The sequence below is a fragment of the Bacteroides xylanisolvens genome (genome assembly GCF_018289135.1).
GTDB classification, from domain to species: domain Bacteria; phylum Bacteroidota; class Bacteroidia; order Bacteroidales; family Bacteroidaceae; genus Bacteroides; species Bacteroides xylanisolvens.
This window is the reverse complement of the sequence record NZ_CP072216.1, coordinates 130,373-149,663: the sequence shown is the minus strand read 5'-3', so window position 1 is coordinate 149,663 and position 19,291 is coordinate 130,373. Positions and strand designations below refer to the sequence as shown.

At 43.2% G+C, this 19,291-nt stretch carries 15 protein-coding genes; 12 read left to right on the top strand and 3 right to left on the bottom strand.

Going from position 1 to position 19,291, the window contains the following annotated elements:
• The first annotated feature begins 39 nt into the window (after positions 1 to 39).
• The 6 genes from INE92_RS00610 to INE92_RS00585 all read left to right on the top strand — a co-directional run bounded on the left by INE92_RS00610 (position 40) and on the right by INE92_RS00585 (position 4,675).
• Complete coding sequence (locus INE92_RS00610; RefSeq protein ID WP_004314761.1) at positions 40 to 315, top strand: DUF4248 domain-containing protein; 276 nt, start codon at positions 40 to 42, stop codon at positions 313 to 315.
• A gap of 601 nt (positions 316 to 916) precedes the next feature.
• The gene (locus INE92_RS00605) at positions 917 to 1,537 is read left to right on the top strand and encodes a hypothetical protein (RefSeq protein ID WP_008016337.1); all 621 of its coding nucleotides are present in this window, start codon (positions 917 to 919) and stop codon (positions 1,535 to 1,537) included.
• A gap of 17 nt (positions 1,538 to 1,554) precedes the next feature.
• Entirely contained in the window at positions 1,555 to 2,916 is a 1,362-nt protein-coding gene (dnaB, locus tag INE92_RS00600) for a replicative DNA helicase (protein WP_008021099.1), read from the top strand.
• A gap of 190 nt (positions 2,917 to 3,106) precedes the next feature.
• A complete protein-coding gene (locus tag INE92_RS00595; RefSeq protein WP_008021096.1) occupies positions 3,107 to 3,631 on the top strand; it encodes an HU family DNA-binding protein in 525 nt (174 codons plus the stop codon).
• Positions 3,632 to 3,898: 267 nt separating this feature from the next.
• The gene (locus INE92_RS00590; protein WP_004314756.1) at positions 3,899 to 4,222 is read left to right on the top strand and encodes a hypothetical protein; all 324 of its coding nucleotides are present in this window, start codon (positions 3,899 to 3,901) and stop codon (positions 4,220 to 4,222) included.
• Positions 4,223 to 4,225: 3 nt separating this feature from the next.
• Complete coding sequence (locus INE92_RS00585; protein WP_004314755.1) at positions 4,226 to 4,675, top strand: N-acetylmuramoyl-L-alanine amidase; 450 nt, start codon at positions 4,226 to 4,228, stop codon at positions 4,673 to 4,675.
• 432 nt (positions 4,676 to 5,107) lie between these two features.
• On the opposite strand, the gene INE92_RS00580 is transcribed toward INE92_RS00585, so the two are convergent.
• Together INE92_RS00580 and INE92_RS00575 are read right to left on the bottom strand one after the other, a co-directional pair.
• Positions 5,108 to 8,137 carry an ATP-binding protein gene (locus tag INE92_RS00580; protein ID WP_229097091.1) on the bottom strand — a complete coding sequence of 1,010 codons (3,030 nt, stop codon included), beginning with the start codon at positions 8,135 to 8,137 and terminating at the stop codon, positions 5,108 to 5,110.
• Between the two features lie 373 nt (positions 8,138 to 8,510).
• Positions 8,511 to 9,449, bottom strand: a complete 939-nt coding sequence (locus INE92_RS00575; protein ID WP_074909532.1) for a tyrosine-type recombinase/integrase — start codon at positions 9,447 to 9,449, stop codon at positions 8,511 to 8,513.
• Positions 9,450 to 9,599: 150 nt separating this feature from the next.
• Here INE92_RS00575 and INE92_RS00570 point away from each other — a divergent pair, with 150 nt between their 5' ends.
• Together INE92_RS00570 and INE92_RS00565 are read left to right on the top strand one after the other, a co-directional pair.
• The gene (locus INE92_RS00570; protein ID WP_009041271.1) at positions 9,600 to 11,348 is read left to right on the top strand and encodes an ATP-binding protein; all 1,749 of its coding nucleotides are present in this window, start codon (positions 9,600 to 9,602) and stop codon (positions 11,346 to 11,348) included.
• A 253-nt stretch (positions 11,349 to 11,601) separates the two neighbouring features.
• Entirely contained in the window at positions 11,602 to 13,350 is a 1,749-nt protein-coding gene (locus INE92_RS00565) for an ATP-binding protein (RefSeq protein ID WP_008644306.1), read from the top strand.
• Positions 13,351 to 13,439: 89 nt separating this feature from the next.
• Here INE92_RS00565 and INE92_RS00560 read toward each other — a convergent pair whose 3' ends face one another.
• Positions 13,440 to 13,616 (bottom strand): histone H1, encoded by a 177-nt coding sequence (locus INE92_RS00560; protein WP_004301965.1) that lies wholly within the window; start codon positions 13,614 to 13,616, stop codon positions 13,440 to 13,442.
• A gap of 147 nt (positions 13,617 to 13,763) precedes the next feature.
• On the opposite strand from INE92_RS00560, the gene INE92_RS00555 reads away from it, so the two are divergent.
• From INE92_RS00555 to INE92_RS00540, 4 genes are all read left to right on the top strand, one after another.
• Positions 13,764 to 14,411 carry an AlbA family DNA-binding domain-containing protein gene (locus INE92_RS00555; RefSeq protein WP_008644298.1) on the top strand — a complete coding sequence of 216 codons (648 nt, stop codon included), beginning with the start codon at positions 13,764 to 13,766 and terminating at the stop codon, positions 14,409 to 14,411.
• 40 nt (positions 14,412 to 14,451) lie between these two features.
• Positions 14,452 to 15,840, top strand: a complete 1,389-nt coding sequence (locus INE92_RS00550) for an alanine/glycine:cation symporter family protein (RefSeq protein ID WP_009041270.1) — start codon at positions 14,452 to 14,454, stop codon at positions 15,838 to 15,840.
• A gap of 111 nt (positions 15,841 to 15,951) precedes the next feature.
• Positions 15,952 to 16,584: a hypothetical protein gene (locus INE92_RS00545; RefSeq protein WP_004314086.1), complete on the top strand. Its 633-nt coding sequence runs from the start codon at positions 15,952 to 15,954 to the stop codon at positions 16,582 to 16,584.
• Positions 16,585 to 17,069: 485 nt separating this feature from the next.
• Positions 17,070 to 19,211: a KamA family radical SAM protein gene (locus INE92_RS00540; RefSeq protein ID WP_015532525.1), complete on the top strand. Its 2,142-nt coding sequence runs from the start codon at positions 17,070 to 17,072 to the stop codon at positions 19,209 to 19,211.
• Positions 19,212 to 19,291: the final 80 nt, after the last annotated feature.

Below are 19,291 nucleotides of genomic sequence, written 5' to 3'. Positions count from 1 at the left end.
AAGAAGTGTTGCATTAATAAAAAATTTAATTTTACACAAATGAAGACTTCAAAGGAAAACGAAGAAGAAATGGAAGAACGAGAATGGGTTATCAATGGTTTTAAAACCTTCTCTGCCGTAGCGCAGGAGTATTTTCCCGAATATTCTAACGCTGACACAGCCAGCAAAAGAATGAGAAACGAAATAGAACTCGACAAACAGCTCTTCGACGAATTAAAAGCCGCACATTACGTACACGAAACAACGCGTCTAAGTCCGAAGCAACAGCAGATCCTTTTCATGACCTGGGGACCGGAAAAAATAATCCTACGTTAGCGCATCACCCATAAGTAAAGATTTACTGCATCCTGACACCTCCGAAAACACAGAAAAAACGTGTTGAACGAACTATATTATATAGATTATTATATTTTAGTATTTATATATGTTCGGTTGGTGGTTCGCCTACTTTTTTTCGAGCGTTGCAAACGCATGACAGACAAGCAGTTGAGCCACCTTCAGGGGGTGTTCGTTTGGCTGTTCGATTTTTTGTCAAAAAAAATACTAAAAAGAAAACCGCATATCCCCGAATAGAGCCTCTATTTACGGCAAACAGAGGTTCTATTTCTAATAAACAGAGGCTCTGTTTCTAATAAACAGAGGCTCTGTTTCATCCCAACAGAACCTCTGTTTTTCTATTCATCCCCCCCAATCTCATCTTTTACACCCGCGCGGTGTCACACAGAACAACATTATTTCCGTCCTACAGCCCCCAATACAGCCCAAATACCACCATACCGTTCAAAACACCCCCATTCCAGCCAAAAAAGATTTGCACGAACAGCCATTCATGCACTACCTTCGCAGCCGCATCCGACAATGTATGCACAATGGGGATAACCCGCAATCAACAACAAGTAAATAAAAATACGCCTCAATGAAACAACTTCCAAACAACCTCCTGCACGAAGGCTACATCCTGATTCCCAAAGCACTGTTAAAACGTCAGATAAACGACAAAGCGCCGGGAGAACTGGAAGCGCTCCTCCAAGTCCTGATACACGCCAACTACTCGGAAACCACGTACAAGATTCAGCAGATCGACATCGTATGCCAACGCGGAGAATCCGTCATCAGCCAGCAACACTGGAGCCGACTCTTCCAATGGAGCCGATCCAAAACCCTCCGCTTCTTTCAAAAAATCCAGGAAGAGGGCATTATCAAGATCATCCCGCACCAGAAAGGAATCTTCCACATTCATATCAACAACTATGATTTCTGGACCGGCTGCATCTCTCCGGAAGCCCGCGAAGAAAAAAAGAAAGAAAAATCCGAAGTGTTCGACGTTTTCTGGGATAAATATCATGAAACGATGCAAAAACCCAAACAGTACGTCGCCCGTGCCCGCCGCGAATGGGACAAGCTCACCAAAGAGGAACAACAGACAGCCATCGACCACATCGAGGAAGTCTACTACCACACCAACGACACACGTTTCATCCCCCTTGCCGCCACCTACCTGAAAGACAAGGCTTTCTTAAACGAATATATAGACTAAAAAAACATCGAAAAGAAATGCAACCACACGCCAGCGAACTCGAAGAAGCCATCATTGGAGCCTGCCTGATAGAACAGGAGGCCCTGCCACTCGTAGCCGACAAGCTACGTCCCGAAATGTTCTACGACGATCATCATCAGCTGATCTTCGCCGCCTTGATAGCCATGTATCAGGCAAACAAAAAGATAGATATTCTCACCGTCAAAGAAGAGCTCACCCGTCGCGGAGTGCTCGAAAAGATAGGCGGGCCGTATACCATCGTACAACTAAGCAGCCGGGTAGCTTCCTCCGCCCACATCGAGTATCACGCGCAAATCGTCCACCAGAAATATCTGGCACGCGAAGCCGTAGTCGGCTTCAACAAACTCCTCACCTGCGCCATGGATGAAACAATCGACATCGACGACACCCTCATCGACGCGCACAACCTGCTCGACCGTCTCGAAGGCGAATCCGGACACCACGACCACATACGCTGCATGGACACCCTAATGACCGACACGCTGAAAGAAGCTGAATTACGTATTGCCAAAAGCGTGAACGGCGTCACCGGCATCCCCACCGGTCTGACCGAACTCGACCAGAAAACGGGCGGTTTGCAGGATAGTGATCTGATAGTGATTGCCGCCCGGCCTTCCGTAGGTAAAACGGCTTTTGCCCTACACCTGGCACGCAGCGCGGCAATGGCGGGCAATGCGGTGGCCGTCTACAGCCTTGAGATGCAAGGGGAACGCCTTGCCGACCGATGGCTGGCAGCAGCAAGCAACATTAATCCTTACCGGTGGAGAAACGGAATACCTACCCTGCAAGAGATGGAAAATGCCCACACCGCAGCTTCAGAACTATCGGGACTCCCCATCTACGTGGACGACAGCACTTCTGTCAGCATGGATCACATTCGCTCAAGTGCCCGGCTACTGAAGAGCCGCAATCAGTGTGACGCAATTATTATCGACTACCTGCAACTCTGCGACATGGCTACCAAGCAGGCCAACCGCAACCGCGAACAGGAAGTGGCACAAGCCACCCGGAAAGCCAAGTTGCTGGCCAAGGAGCTGCATATTCCCGTCGTACTGCTTAGTCAGCTGAACCGCGAGTCGGAGAATCGTCCCGGAGGACGTCCGGAACTGGCACACCTGCGCGAGAGCGGAGCTATCGAACAGGATGCGGACGTCGTGATGTTGCTTTACCGACCGGCCATGCAACGCGTCGTCACCGACCGGGAAAGCGGTTACCCGACAGAAGGACTGGGGGTGGTTATCGTTGCCAAGCAGCGTAATGGAGAGACTGGGAATGTATATTTCGGACATAATCCGTCGATGACAAAAATATATGACTATGTTCCGCCATTGGAATATTTGGAAAAACATGCTAAATAAAGCGGTATATTGTATAAATAATCAAGACAATTTATCAAAATAGTATTGATACATATCCGGTGCAAAACTTTTTATATTATCAGAGAAAATAAAACCATATTTACTTGACTTTGCCTCTCTGATTTTGTATATTTGTAGTATCAAAAAGAAAAGATATAATTATTCACTTAAACCTTAACTTTTCAAATTTATGGATGTATTAGTAGAACGCTATCAGCGCAGAAAGTATGTAAATCAGGAGGATGCTCCGTTACTGTATTACATACGTCAGAAATCGGGCAATGTAAGAGTGATGGACGTTGATACGATGGCTACCGCCATCGAAAGTAAATCGTCACTGACTGCCGGAGATGTGAAACACACCATTGAGGCATTTGTGGAACAGTTGCGCCTGTCGCTCACCCAGGGCGATAAGGTGAAGATTGACGGATTGGGTACGTTCCACATCACGCTGACTAGTGACGGTACGGAGACTATGAAAGATTGTACGGTGCGCAGCATCCGCCGTGTCAATGTCCGCTTTGTTGCCGACAAAGCGTTGAAGCTGATGAATTCGAGCCATACGAGTACACGAAGCGAAAACAACGTGAACTTCGTCCTGGGCGGAAAGGGCGATGGAAGCGATTCCGGAAACGGTGGTTCGGACGATGATTCCGGCAGCGGTTCGGGGGGCAATAAACCGGGCGGTGGAGAAGCACCGGATCCAGCAGCGTAAATAAGCTGCCCGCTCTATCTTCTTTGGCAGAATGAAACTTCATCCTTAGAAAAAACAGTATCACATGGTTTCAGGAACTGATCCATGTATGGTTCCTTGCCATGTGGTTGCTGTTTTTCTGTTTTTCTCTTTCCCGCATTTTCTCATTTTCTTTATTTCTCCATTTTCTTTCATTCTCGTGTTTTTTTAGTTTTCCTATTTTTAGTTTCTCTTATTTTTTAATTCTCAATTCTCAATCTTTAATTTTTAATCTTTAATTCAAGAAAGATGTTAGACAAAATCATTGATATTATTACAGCCATCCTCCCTTTTTTCGGAGGTCGCAAAAAACGTCAGCAAATGATGCAGGACGTCAAAGAGTTCAGCGAACTAGTGAAAGAGCAGTATGGCTTCCTTATGAAGCAGCTCGAAAAGGTGCTAAAAGACTATTTCGATTTGAGCGACCGTGTGAAGGAAATGCACTCGGAGATTTTTTCATTAAAAGGCAAGCTTTCGGAAGCTGTCACTTTACAGTGTGTCAATAAAGAGTGTATTCAGCGCAACAATGGTTCCGAATCCGCATCATCATCCACTTCTTTAATACCTGCCTAACGCATGAGAACTATTAATCTGATTGTCGTTCATTGCTCCGCTACCCGCGAGGATAAATCTTTCACCGAACATGATTTGGACGTTTGTCATCGTCGCCGCGGCTTCAATGGTGTGGGTTATCATTTTTATATTCGTAAGAACGGGGATATTAAGTCTACCCGTCCGTTAGAACGGATCGGTGCGCATAGCCGTGGTTTCAACCGGGAAAGTATCGGTATCTGCTATGAAGGCGGACTGGACTGCATGGGACAGCCGAAAGACACGCGCACTTGTTGGCAGAAACACTCGCTACGGGTTCTTATCCTGACTTTATTAAAGGATTTTCCGGGATGCCGTGTCTGCGGACATCGTGATCTTAGTCCTGATCTTGACGGAGACGGTGAGATTGAGCCGGAAGAGTGGATCAAGGCTTGCCCCTGTTTTGAAGCGAGCAAGGAGTGGGATAAAGAATAGGTTTCTTTTTTCATTTACATACTCTATTATTAGTTGTTATTGGTTTATTGTTATTGGTTATTAATCAAGAAAACCCGGACTTTCGCAAGCCCGGGTTTTCTGCATCTTGGGAACGCCTCTTTTACCTATAGGGAAATGGGGGACTAGCACTTTGATTCTAGTACAACAAAAAGACGCTCCAAGAGTAAAAAATAAAAAGGGATACCTGTGGGAAATGTGGGAGGCATCCCTTTTCTAAAGAAGAACAAAGATGGAAGGATTGACTTTCACAAGCTGTGTCCTTCGCTTTGTTCTGGGGTAAAAATATCTTCACACACAAGTGAAGAATGGTTTTATTGTTTATAAAAATTTATCTATTTAAGAGATATCATCTCTCCCTCTATTCGAGATGTTAGAATGAATGTAAAGGAGAGATGATCTTAGAAACAGCTATTAGTCAAAACTTTGGTCTGACGCTGTACCTAATTTAATCTCTACTGTAACTGTCTTATTTGAAGCATAGTTAGTAATAGTTCCCCATCCGGGAGCTGCAACGATGGTTACCGTAATTGTTTTCTTAACAGAAGGAGCCAAAGCCTTACCAGTTTCAGTAAGTGACAATACGCCCGCTTCAGTAATAGAAACATATTTTTGATCAGCAGATGCCACTGTGAAAGTAGGAAGATCTACTCCAAATACAGTTAACGGAGATGCACCCCAATCAGTAGTGTTTGCGCTACCATCTTTCCAGATTGTCTTATCATTAGTCGCTTTCCATGAGAAACCATTTGCCAGATCAAACGTACTTTGATAGTTATCCCTACCAATCTTCACTGTCGTGCTTGCCGGTGCAGTCCATGAACCTGCAAGACTAGTCGGAGTGATATTTAAAGTCTTTTCTGCTGATGATAATGTAACATCAGCATCTTCGTTATTTTTACCTACAACATTCACCTTAACAGCAATATTATCTCCTTTATATTTACTGCCATCAACCGTCAATACATGATCTTCGCTAATAGATACACCTGCTATAGGAGCATTATCTATTGCAAACTTAATGGAAGCGCCTGCGTTATCTGCGTTACCTTCAACTGTAGCATAATTATTAAATGCATTTTTCAAATCAGATGAGAAGCTCACTAATGTCGGCTTATCAAACGGAGCATAAGTAGGCTGGAGTGTCATAGTACCACCAGCTGCTATATCCGTATTGAAATTCAAAGCATAATCTGCATTAGTTATCTGAACCGTAGCATTAGCTGTTATCGTAAATTTCTGGGTAGGCGATACTGTTACTGTCAGTGTCACATCATTATAAGTATTAACCGGTATACCTGCCGGAACAACCACTGTTAACCCGTTCGTAGTTGTATTTTCCTTGAATGCAAATTTAATACCGCTCTTAGCACCTGTCTCAAAGTCGAAGCATTCACTTCCAAGAGCCTGGTAATCAGCCTCTGTAATGCCAAGAGTAGAGTAATTAGGACCAGTTAAGTCAACATCAAATACCGATGCTTCTTCTCCTTTACTTTTGAATTCTACGGTACCGATTCCGGAAGGATTCACTGCTAAAGTCTTAATAACCTGTTCACCAGCTGTTACTTGCGCAAATTCTTTTGTAAAAGTAGATACAGCATCCCCTGCAGCATCCTTCATTGTAATTCTTGCTTGGGCAGTTACTTTTTTATTATTGAACGAAGAACTATAGGATTTTAGTTCCAGAACACCATTAGTTTCTCCAATTTTGAAGTCGTTGTAGTCGTCCGCTGCTTTTAGTGTATATTTCACCGCAAAACTCTTATTCACCGCATTCTCGCTAATAGCTTCGTCGATGATAGCATTTCCTGCTCTGTCCTTACCAGTCATCAGCACTTTAGCACCTGTACCATAGTCGATTTTTGAAGCAGCGTTATCAGAAAGCATAGTAGCCACGTCCTGGTTCGGTGAATTCAATGTTACAGATGTAATCACTCTATAATCCGCAATTACAGGGAAATAATTAGAACTGATATCCGTCAAATTCTTAGTTGCATCTTTAGCTTTCAGATTCAGGCTAATAGCATAGCTCTTGTCTGTAGTCGTAGAAAGAGTATAGGTTACGATACCTGTAGCTTCGTCCACTGTCGGCGTGCCTTCAATGCTATAAATCTCTTCTGCTGCACGAGTCTTTATTTCCTGTGCGTCGAATGAAGGAGTATAGTTGGCTACAAAGTTGGCGGCAGCTGTTGCCGGAGAAATACGGAACTTCACCTGGATAGGATCGGCTTGCGCAATCATTTTTCTAGCTTCTCCTTCACCATAATAATAAGACATGAATTTCACCTGTCCATCTTCGTATTCAGGAATATAAACAATGCTCTGAATTTGGTTTTCAAGTGCCGTGAGACGTTTTTCCAATGCAGCGAATTTATCATTTACCGTTTTTTTATAATCAGCAAAATAAGCTTCTACTTTCCCATCGAAAACTTCTTTAGTAGCACAATAACCATAACTGGTTTTAATCGTGGTAATTTCAGTCAATACTGCCGCAAAATTTTCATAACCACCATCAGTTAAAGCTGTCTCGATAGTCGTTTTGAATGTGGTAAGCGTAGTGATATTACCAGTCACAGTTTGGTAAGCAGTTGCCTGTTCTTGTTTATATGTTTCAAAGTTAGTGCTCAACGTTGCTAATTTATCGTCTACACCTTTGATAGAAACATTGATAGCAGAGGCTTCCGCCAATACCTGTGATTCGATAGCATCGTTTACGTATTTAGCAATAGAGCCATTGTCTTTCAGCAACTCCAGAACTTCGCCATCAACCAATCCTGCAAGTTCAGAATGGGCTACGTAATCAGCCAAATCATCCTTCGATGCAGCGTTTTGATTAAATGTTTCCAATGCGGTGATTCTGCCATCCAATTTTTGCAATTCTAAAATATCAGCTTGTATACTAACGATAGCAGCCGCATTATTCTCGGCCATTTCTGTCACAGCCTTCAATTCATTCTTAGCTTCTGCCAGTTCATCAGCTAATTTTTTCAGGTCTTCGCTAGATGCAGCACCAGCCAGCTTCTCTGTCAGGTCGGCAACTTTAGCTTCGAGGTCTTCCTTCGTTTTGTTCAAAGTTCCCTCAATAGAGTTCACTTGTTCTGAAAGAGCGGTGATCTGGTCGCCCAATGTTTTAATAGTACTTGCGTCTGCTTTGTTTTCCAATGCAGTCTGCAATGCTTCTACTGTTTTCAGCAAATCCTGTACTGCTTTAGCATCTGCTTTACCATCAATAGCTGTCTGTAACTGTGTCTGCAAAGTCTGAATGGCACTAGATATGGCCGTTTTCATGTCCTCTGTGCTCACCGGATTAGTGGACGTTACTTTATCAATCTGCTCTTGCAGATTTTTGATGTCATCGTCATAGTCCTTACAACTTGTAACGGTTGTACTTACTGTAAGCGCCAATGCCCCGAAAAGCATTACCCTAACAAAATTTTTCTTCATAACTACTTAAAAATTACATTAATAATATATTATTAAACACTAAGTTTCAATAATAGCCACCCGTTACTTTGTAGGTAACGGAGAAACCTTTGTGCCTGCTCTTCGGGAGTAGTCAATACTGAAAAATGATACGATAAGCAATGAAACTTTTTTACCCCTGCTTCTGAAAGGCAGTAGAGGGAAGGAGATCTTTTGCAAAAATTTAGAAGTTAACAAAGCCCTAATACAAAGAATCCGCTTGTTTTATTTGGTTAATTCCTGTTTTGAGTAGTTTATTAGAAAAAATGTATGATTTCGTTTGGTTGTTTTAAGAAATATGCTCATATTTGCACCGATATTTACTCCCGTTACCTACAAAGTAACAGAGTAATTTTCAAGCGTTTACACCCACAATAGAGCGTTTCACAAAGTCAAGAACTTGTCTATTTGCTTCATCAATTTTCTTACTCCGGAAAGGTTTCAGATAAGTCTCCGTCACAGTGATAGACGAATGTCCCATCGCTTCGGAAATAATGCCCGGATGAATTTCACAATAATAAGCTGTCGTAGCCCAGGTATGGCGGGCGGTGTACGAGCTCAATTTATCGGATAATCCCAATAATTCACCTAACAACATCAACTGCTGGTTAAAGCTGCGCAATGCCAACTGATATTCGCGATATGCCTCTTTAGTTCCTTCACGGCTTTTCAACAACGGAAATAAATAGGGAGAAGAAGGATCACGATTCATATACTTCTTCACCAGGATCATCGCTTCGGGAGTCAATGTCACCGACAATGGTCGTCCTGTCTTACGTCTGCGATACGTTATTACGTTATCACGCAAATCGCTCTTACGCAAATAAGCGAGATCGACAAACGGCATACCACGAAGCGAAAACATCAGAATGAATAACTCTTGCGCCTGACATACAGCAAATGGCACACCTGACGTACGAGATAATTTTGCAAACACCTTCTTCATATCGTCATCACACAACGCACGTTTATGATCGGCACGAGTACCGGTATAAACAGAACGGAACAGATGAGGTACATAAGGAGCTTTCCCAAGATCGACGGCACGATTGTAAACCGCACGAAACGTACGCAGATAAGTGGAAACGGTGTTCCAGCTACAACCACGACTACGAAGGTAAACTTCGAATCCCTTCAGCCACTCCGAAGTTACTTCACTAAAAAGCAAATCTTCTTCCCCACAATAAGCAATGATGGCATTCAGACTGCTACGATAAACATGCGCAGTACCGAAGTTTCCCTCCATCTGTAGCCCCATGGCTACCTGCTTCATAAATGTTACTACTTTCAACATTTCTCAATTTATTAATTTATTCGACAATAAAGATACAAGTATTCTCACTATTACCACCCGGATAGTTCCAAAGATATTCTATCATTTATATAACTGCCATCCATCAATATTCATTTTTTATTGTTACTTTTGTGAGAAAATGAAAGAGTTATGAACCAACCAGTAAAGCGCAAACGTATTCCGTACGGAATGATGAACTTTATCGATGTCCGCGAAGACGACTGTTATTACGTGGACAAGACACATTATATCCCGCTTATAGAGAACGCGAACAAGTATTTCTTTTACATTCGCCCGCGAAGGTTCGGAAAGAGCTTAACGATCTCCATGCTCCACCATTATTATAACATATTAGAAGCGGACAAGTTTGAGAAATGGTATGGCGACCTGTACATAGGAAAGCATCCCACTCCCGAACGAAATTCATATCTCATCATTTATCTGAACTTTGCCGTAGTTAATGCCGAATTGAATAGTTACCGGCAATCATTGGACGCACATTGCAACACAGAATTCAATTTCTTCTGCGATGTCTACGCCCAATATCTTCCCGAAGGGATAAAGGAAGAAATGAATAAGAAAAAGGGAGCCGTAGAACAACTGGATTATCTATATAAAGAATGTGTCAAAACCAATCAGCAGATTTATCTGTTCATTGATGAATACGACCACTTTACAAACAAAATCCTATCAGAACCTTCCTGCCTCGAAGATTATAAAAGCGAAACGCACGGAACAGGTTATCTGCGCAGCTTCTTCGATACGGTGAAAGCAGGCACTTATTCTACGATCAAACGTTGCTTCGTAACAGGTGTCAGCCCCGTCACAATGGACGATCTCACCAGCGGATTCAATATCGGCACCAATTATTCGCTCTCTCCGGAATTTAATGAAATGACCGGATTCAACGAAGAAGAGGTGCGCGCAATGCTGGATTATTATGCCACTACCTGCCAGTTTCACCACTCTACCGACGAGCTGATAGAAGCCATGAAGCCCTGGTATGATAATTACTGTTTTGCAGAACAAAGTTATGGCAGCACTACAATGTACAACTCCAATATGGTACTCTACTTTGTGGATAATTACATCCGGAATGGAGGCTATATGCCACGTAATATGGTAGAAGAAAACATCCGCGTGGATTACAACAAACTACGAATGTTGATCCGCAAGGACAAAGAATTTGCTCATGACGCCTCGACTATCCAGACATTGGTACAACAAGGATATGTCACCGGTGAATTAAAAACAGGTTTTCCAGCCGAAACAGTTGCAGAACCGGATAACTTTACCAGCCTATTATTCTATTTCGGAATGTTGACTATCAGCGGTACTTTAGAAGGAGAAACGAAGTTGACTATTCCCAATCAAGTAGTACGTGAACAATTGTACAGTTACTTATTAGATACCTACAACGAAGCGGACCTCCGCTTTGACAACTGGGAAAAAGGAAAACTGGCATCCGCTATGGCTTATCGTGGCGACTGGAAAGCCTACTTCGACTATATTGCCGAATGTCTGCACCGATATTCTTCCCAGCGCGACAAGCAAAAAGGCGAAGCATACGTACATGGATTTACACTGGCAATGACCGCACAGAACCGTTTCTATCGCCCTATCTCCGAACAGGAGAATCAGGAAGGATATGCCGACATCTTCATGTTTCCCTTACTGGATATATACAAAGACATGCTCCATTCCTACATTATCGAACTGAAGTATGCCAAAGGAAAGGATAGTGACGAAAAGGTAGAGCAACTCCGGCAAGAGGCTATCACACAAGCCAACCGCTATGCCGCCAGTGAAACGGTGCAAAAAGCAATCGGAACAACGACGCTGCACAAAATTATAGTCGTTTATCAAGGGATGAAAATGGTGGTGTGCGAAGAAGTTTAAAGTTCGTATATATTTTAATGTACTATAATAAAAGGCGACTCATTGCAACGAGCCGCTTTTTTTGTATTATCTATTTTTCTTCAGCTATCCACTTTTCAATATTACGGGTTTCCACACTAAAGAAGAGCAAATCCGCTTTCCCACTATAAGCAATAATGGCATTGAGACTACTAAAGATATTCTATCATTTATATAACTGCCATCCATCAATATTCATTTTTTATTGTTACTTTTGTGAGAAAATGAAAGAGCTATGAACCAACCAGTAAAGCGCAAACGTATTCCGTATGGAATGATGAACTTTATCGATGTCCGCGAAGACGATTGTTATTACGTGGACAAGACACATTATATCCCTCTCATAGAGAACGCGAACAAGTATTTCTTTTACATTCGCCCGCGAAGGTTCGGAAAGAGCTTAACGATCTCCATGCTCCGACATTATTATAACATATTAGAAGCGGACAAGTTTGAGAAATGGTATGGCGACCTGTACATAGGAAAGCATCCCACTCCCGAACGAAATTCATATCTCATCATTTATCTAAACTTTGCCGTAGTTAATGCCGAATTAAATAGTTACCGGCAATCATTGGACGCACATTGCAACACAGAATTCAACTTTTTCTGTGATGTCTATGCGCAATATCTTCCCGAAGGGATAAAGGAAGAAATGAATAAGAAAAAGGGAGCCGTAGAGCAACTGGATTATCTATATAAAGAATGTGTCAAGACCAATCAACAGATTTATCTGTTCATTGATGAATACGACCACTTTACAAATAAAATCTTATCAGAGCCTGCCTGTCTGGAAGATTACAAGAGCGAGACACACGGAACCGGTTATCTGCGCAGCTTCTTCGATACGGTGAAAGCAGGCACGGACTCCACTATCAAACGTTGCTTCGTGACTGGTGTCAGCCCCGTCACGATGGACGATCTCACCAGCGGATTCAATATCGGCACCAATTATTCGCTCTCTCCGGAATTTAATGAAATGACCGGATTCAACGAAGAAGAGGTACGCGCAATGCTGGATTATTATGCCACTACCTGCCAGTTTCACCACTCTACCGACGAGCTGATAGAAGCTATGAAACCTTGGTATGACAACTACTGTTTCTCAGAGAAAAGTTATGGCGGTACTACAATGTACAACTCCAATATGGTACTCTACTTTGTGGATAATTACATCCGGAATGGAGGCTATATGCCACGTAATATGGTAGAAGAAAACATCCGCGTGGATTACAACAAACTACGAATGTTGATCCGCAAGGATAAAGAATTTGCTCATGACGCCTCGACCATCCAAACATTGGTGCAACAAGGATACATCACCGGTGAATTGAAAACTGGCTTCCCTGCCGAAACAATTGCAGAACCGGATAACTTTATCAGCCTATTATTCTATTTCGGAATGTTGACTATCAGCGGCACCAAACGAGGCAAGACATTATTAACCATTCCTAATCAAGTAGTACGTGAGCAACTGTACAGTTACTTACTAGATACTTACAACGAAGCAAATCTCCGCTTTGACAACTGGGAAAAGGGAGAACTGGCATCAGCAATGGCTTATGACGGCGACTGGAAAGCCTACTTCGACTATATCGCCGAATGTCTGCACCGATATTCTTCCCAGCGCGACAAGCAAAAAGGCGAAGCATACGTACATGGATTTACGTTGGCTATGACCGCACAGAACCGTTTCTATCGCCCCATCTCCGAACAGGAGAATCAGGAAGGATATGCCGACATTTTCATGTTTCCCTTACTGGATATTTATAAAGATATGCTCCATTCCTACATTATCGAACTGAAGTATGCCAAAGGAAAGGATAGTGATGAAAAGGTGGAGCAACTCCGGCAAGAAGCTATCACACAAGCCAACCGCTATGCCGCCAGTGAAACGGTGCAAAAAGCAATCGGAACAACGACGCTGCACAAAATTATAGTCGTTTATCAAGGGATGAAAATGGTGGTGTGCGAAGAAGTTTAAAGTTCGTATATATTTTAATGTACTATAATAAAAGGGGCTGTCTAAACTTGTTAGACAGCCCCTTTTCGATATCTTAGTAGTCTTCTAAATTATTTCTTAGAAGCTTCCAAAGATGCTTTACGGAATTCTTTCATTGCTTTTTCGATTTCCAAAGAAGCTTTACGAGCGCGAGTTCCTGCTGCTTTGTTACCGTTTTCGATCTGTGCGTTAGCATCTTTTGAGAAGTCAGCATACAGAGCTGCTACCTTTTCTACCAATTCTTTCATAATCCTTTTATTTTTTTCGTTAATAATGTGCCGCAAAAATACACTGTTTCCCGAAATAAAAGCATAAAATCAATATTTTTTTTGAAATAATCTTCGAAAAATATCTAAAAAAGGGGCTTTTCACCATTTTTACCTACCTTTGTAGCCATGAAACTGCTTACAGATACCGATTATATACATGCATTGATTGCTGAAGGGGAGCACCAGCAACAGGACTTTAAATTCGAAATTTCCGACGCACGCAAAATTGCCAAAACACTCTCGGCTTTTGCCAACACGGACGGAGGAAGATTACTTATTGGCGTAAAAGACAATGGAAAAATCGCGGGAGTACGCTCCGAAGAAGAAAAATATATGATTGAAGCCGCCGCACAACTTTATTGCGTGCCGGAAGTGGAATACACATTGCAAACATATATAGTGGAGGGACGGCAAGTGTTGGTAGCGACCATCGAAGAAACTCTGCATAAACCGGTTTACGCCAAAGACGAAACCGGGAAACCTCTAGCCTATCTCCGCATCAAGGATGAAAATATTCTGGCAACACCTATACATCTCCGTGTATGGCAACAAAGCGACAGCCCCCGTGGCGAACTGATCCGTTACACCGAACGTGAACAGCTCCTGCTCGAACAACTGGAGCATGGCACTTTACTTTCACTCAACCGCTACTGTCGCCAAACCGGACTTTCACGACGTGCCGCTGAACATCTGCTCGCCAAATTTGTTCGTTATGATATTGTGGAACCCGTATTCGAAAATCATAAATTCTACTTCCGAATAAAAAACGAATAACCACAAACAATACTTAATATTTGACACTTAATACTTAACTATGACCTTTATCAACGAGATTAACGACATACTCTGGACCTATATTCTGATTATCATGTTATTGGGATGTGCTGTCTGGTTCAGCATACGGACACGCTTCGTACAATTCCGCATGATTCGCGAAATGATCGTACTGTTAAGCGAATCTGCGGGCAAAGGGAAGCAGGGAGAGAAACATGTATCTTCTTTTCAGGCATTCGCTATCTCTATCGCCAGCCGTGTAGGTACGGGAAATCTTGCGGGAGTGGCTACCGCCATCGCTATCGGCGGTCCCGGAGCTATTTTCTGGATGTGGGTCATCGCACTGTTAGGGGCTTCGAGCGCTTTCATCGAGTCTACCTTAGGGCAATTATACAAAATACGCGGAAAGGATTCATTCATCGGAGGTCCTGCTTATTATATGAAGAAGGGATTGAAACAACCGTGGATGGGAATGCTTTTTGCCATATTAATAAGCATCACTTTCGGTTTTGCTTTCAATTCTGTACAGAGCAATACCATCTGTGCTGCTGCGGAGCATGCTTTCGGGGTCAATCATATTATATTGGGAGGGGTACTGACATTACTGACGTTGGTTATCATCTTCGGAGGTATTCAACGCATTGCCCGTGTCAGCAGCATTATCGTGCCGGTTATGGCATTGGGATATGTGGGGCTGGCGTTGGTGATTGTTATACTCAATATCACTCATTTACCGGGCGTCATCGCTCTGATTGTCAGTCATGCTTTTGGTTGGGAACAGGCACTGGCAGGAGGAGTCGGCATGGCATTGATGCAAGGTATCAAGAGAGGGCTCTTCAGCAATGAGGCCGGTATGGGATCGGCTCCGAATGCGGCTGCCACAGCTCATGTCAGTCATCCCGCGAAACAAGGATTGATACAGACTTTGGCAGTATTTACGGATACATTATTGATTTGTACTTGTACGGCTTTTATCATTCTGTTTAGTGGTGCTCCGCTGGATGGATCGACCAATGGGGTGCAGTTGACTCAACAGGCATTGACGAACGAGATCGGTTCTTCGGGCAGCGTCTTCGTTGCTGTGGCTCTTTTCTTTTTCGCTTTCAGCAGTATTCTGGGAAATTATTATTACGGGGAGGCCAATATCCGCTTTATCACTCACCGGAAGTGGGTGCTTCATGGTTACAGGATATTAGTGGGCGGTATGGTGCTCTTCGGTTCACTTGCCACATTGGATATGGTATGGAGCTTGGCAGATGTCACTATGGCATTAATGGCTATCTGCAATCTGATCGCTATCCTCTTCCTTGGAAAATATGCGATCCGCCTGTTAAATGATTACCGGGCGCAAAAGAAAGCCGGCATCCAAAGTCCTGTTTTTAAGAAAGAGTCTATGCCGGACATCGAAAAGGACTTGGAATGTTGGTGAAAACCAACTGTTTTTGTACCTTTGCACGGAAATTGACAGATGGTAGTTATATTATATACCTTCCACGCACTCAAATAGTAAATTGTAAATTGTAAAATTGTAAATATAACAATGGGCTTATTTGGTTTATTCAAGAAAAAATCCGATGAAACGAAAGTCGGCAATGTAGAAGATTTCATTTCACTGACCCGGGTGTATTTCCAGTCAGTGATCGCCACAAACCTAGGTATCACCAATATCCGATTCTTGCCGGACGTAGCTAACTTCAAACGTTTGTTTAAAGTGCCTACTCAAAACGGTAAACTGGGATTGGCCGAAAAGTCTGCGTCACGCAAAATGCTGATGCAGGATTATGGGTTGAATGAGAATTTCTTCAAGGAAATCGACGCTTCCGTGAAACGTAACTGCCGCACTCAAAATGATATTCAATCTTATTTATTCATGTATCAGGGATTTTCTAATGATCTGATGATGTTGATGGGAAATCTGATGCAGTGGAAGTTCCGTATGCCGTCGATCTTTAAAAAGGCTCTGTATGGCATGACGCAGAAGACGGTACATGATGTTTGCACCAAAATGGTATGGAAAGCGGATGATGTGCATAAGACGGCTGCGGCTATCCGCCAATACAAAGAGCGTCTAGGGTACTCGGAGCAGTGGATGACGGATTATGTGTATAATATCGTTCTACTTGCCAAGAAGGAACCGAAACGGAAGGATGACGACACGGAAACGAAAAAATAAGTCGCGTTAAATGTTAGAAAAGCGTAAAGATTAATATGATAGAGAAAGCGGGGGTTTTGTACTTCCGCTTTTTTTGTTATCTTTATGTACTTTTTTCTTTTGTCTTGATACAAAAGAAAAAGTACCAAAAAGAAAAAATCAAGGCTGCGTCTGCCCGGCTACTCCGGTCTCATCCCCGGCTAAAGGGCAGAAACTCGCTTCGCTCAAACAGTCTGCCCTTCTTAACGCCGGGAATGAAACCTCCGCTTGACGCCGTGCAGACGAGGCCGGGAGGCCATGCGGCGTAGAGTGCTATGCAGTGTAGAGTGCTATGCGGTGTGATTGTGTATTATGTTGCGCTTTGATGATTATGTTGGTAGGTTATGGATGGAGGATACTTAGGGGATGAGATGCTGTTCGGGATTTGAGACATATAGTTCGGGGGGAAGGGAGGTCGTTCAAACTTAAAATGCTTATTATATAATTTAAAAATTGATAGATTGCTTATGAAACAAAAGAAAATGCTTACACTTACTTTTTCACAGTTGAAACAAATCTATGGTCAGGAGACTCCGGAGATAGTGGAGATAGCGGATAAGAGCTCTACTGTTGAGGATTTCAAGGCTGGAATACTGCGGTTGCTGGAGACTTGCAGGATAGAAAACGAAGCTGCGGAGGAGGCGAGGGAGCAAATTCGACTCTTACTTGATTATGATGGGCAAAATGTTCATGAACTGTCTACGGGACAGGATATGTCAGTACAGACTATTCGGCTGCTTTATGAGTTTCTGACGGGGACGTTGGAGAATATGGAGATGCCGACGGATTTGTTTATTGAAATTTTTCATATGTTTAAACGGTTGAAGGGAGAAGTTATGCCTTTGCCGTCACCGCAGCGTATCAAAAGTCGGAATGACCGGTGGGAAACCGGACTGGATGAAGAGGTACGGGAGATACGGGATGAAAATAAGGAGCGGATGTTGCACTTGCTGATTCAGAAGATTGAGAACAGGAAGTCGAAGCCTTCGGTGCGTTTCCACTTTGAGGAAGGAATGAGTTATGAGGAGAAATACAGGTTGGTGAGTGAGTGGTGGAATGATTTCCGCTTTCATTTGGCGATGGCTGTGAAGAGTCCGGGAGAACTGAATCGGTTCCTGGGGAATTCTCTTTCTTCGGAGACGATGTATTTGCTTTATCGGGCACGAAAGAAGGGGATGCCGTTTTTTGCGACTCCTTATTATTTGTCGTTACTCAATATTACCGGATATGGGTATAATGATGAGGCTATCCGGAGTTATATTCTGTATTCGCCACGGTTGGTGGAGACGTATGGAAATATTCGCGCGTGGGAAAAGGAGGATATTGTAGAGGTTGGTAAACCTAATGCTGCGGGATGGCTTCTGCCGGACGGACATAATATTCATCGCCGGTATCCGGAGGTGGCTATTCTCATTCCTGACACGATGGGAAGGGCTTGCGGGGGACTTTGTGCTTCTTGCCAGCGGATGTATGATTTCCAAAGCGAACGGTTGAATTTCGAGTTTGAGTCTTTACGCCCGAAGGAGTCATGGGATCGTAAGTTGCGCCGGTTGATGACTTATTTTGAAGAGGATACACAGCTGCGGGATATTCTGATTACAGGGGGCGATGCGCTGATGAGTCAGAATAAGACGCTTCAACATATTTTGGATGCGGTGTATCGGATGGCGGTACGCAAGCAGAAGGCAAATCTCGAACGACCGGAAGGAGAGAAATATGCGGAATTACAACGGGTACGGCTGGGGTCACGGTTGTTGGCTTATTTGCCGATGCGTATCAATGACGGATTGGTGGATATTCTGCGGGAATTCAAAGAAAAGGCTTCGGCTATCGGGGTGAAACAGTTTATTATCCAGACTCATTTTCAAACACCGCTGGAGGTCACGCCTGAAGCTAAAGAGGCGATTCGGAAGATTCTTTCTGCCGGATGGATTATCACGAATCAGTTGGTATATACAGTGGCTGCTTCGCGTCGGGGACATACGACACGGCTTCGCCAGGTGCTCAATTCATTGGGCGTGGTATGTTATTATACTTTCTCGGTGAAGGGATTCAATGAGAATTATGCAGTATTTGCTCCCAACAGCCGTTCGATGCAGGAACAACAGGAGGAAAAGATTTATGGTCGGATGACACTGGAACAGGCGGAGGAATTATACAAAATATTAGAGACGAAAGTCGGAACGGAAGAGGAGACGAAAGAAGATGTTGCCAAGCAATTAAGACATTTCATGAGAAAACATCATTTGCCTTTCCTTGCTACGGATCGCAGTGTATTGAATTTGCCGGCTATCGGTAAGAGTATGACCTTCCAATTGGTGGGACTGACGGAAGAAGGAAAACGGATTCTACGCTTCGAACATGACGGCACTCGTCATCATAGCCCGATTATCGACCAGATGGGACAGATTTATATTGTAGAAAATAAATCACTGGCCGCTTATCTGCGCCAATTAGCCAAGATGGGAGAAGATCCGGAAGATTATGCTTCTATCTGGAATTATACGAAAGGAGAAACCGAACCTCGCTTCAGTCTTTACGAGTATCCTGATTTCCCCTTCCGCACTACTGATAAAATGAGTAATTTAGAAATAAGTAATAAGTACTAAGTATTAAGTAATAAGTATTACCGAAGCTGCTGGATAATACCTACTATTTGATACTTGTCGATTAATACTTAAACTTGTTG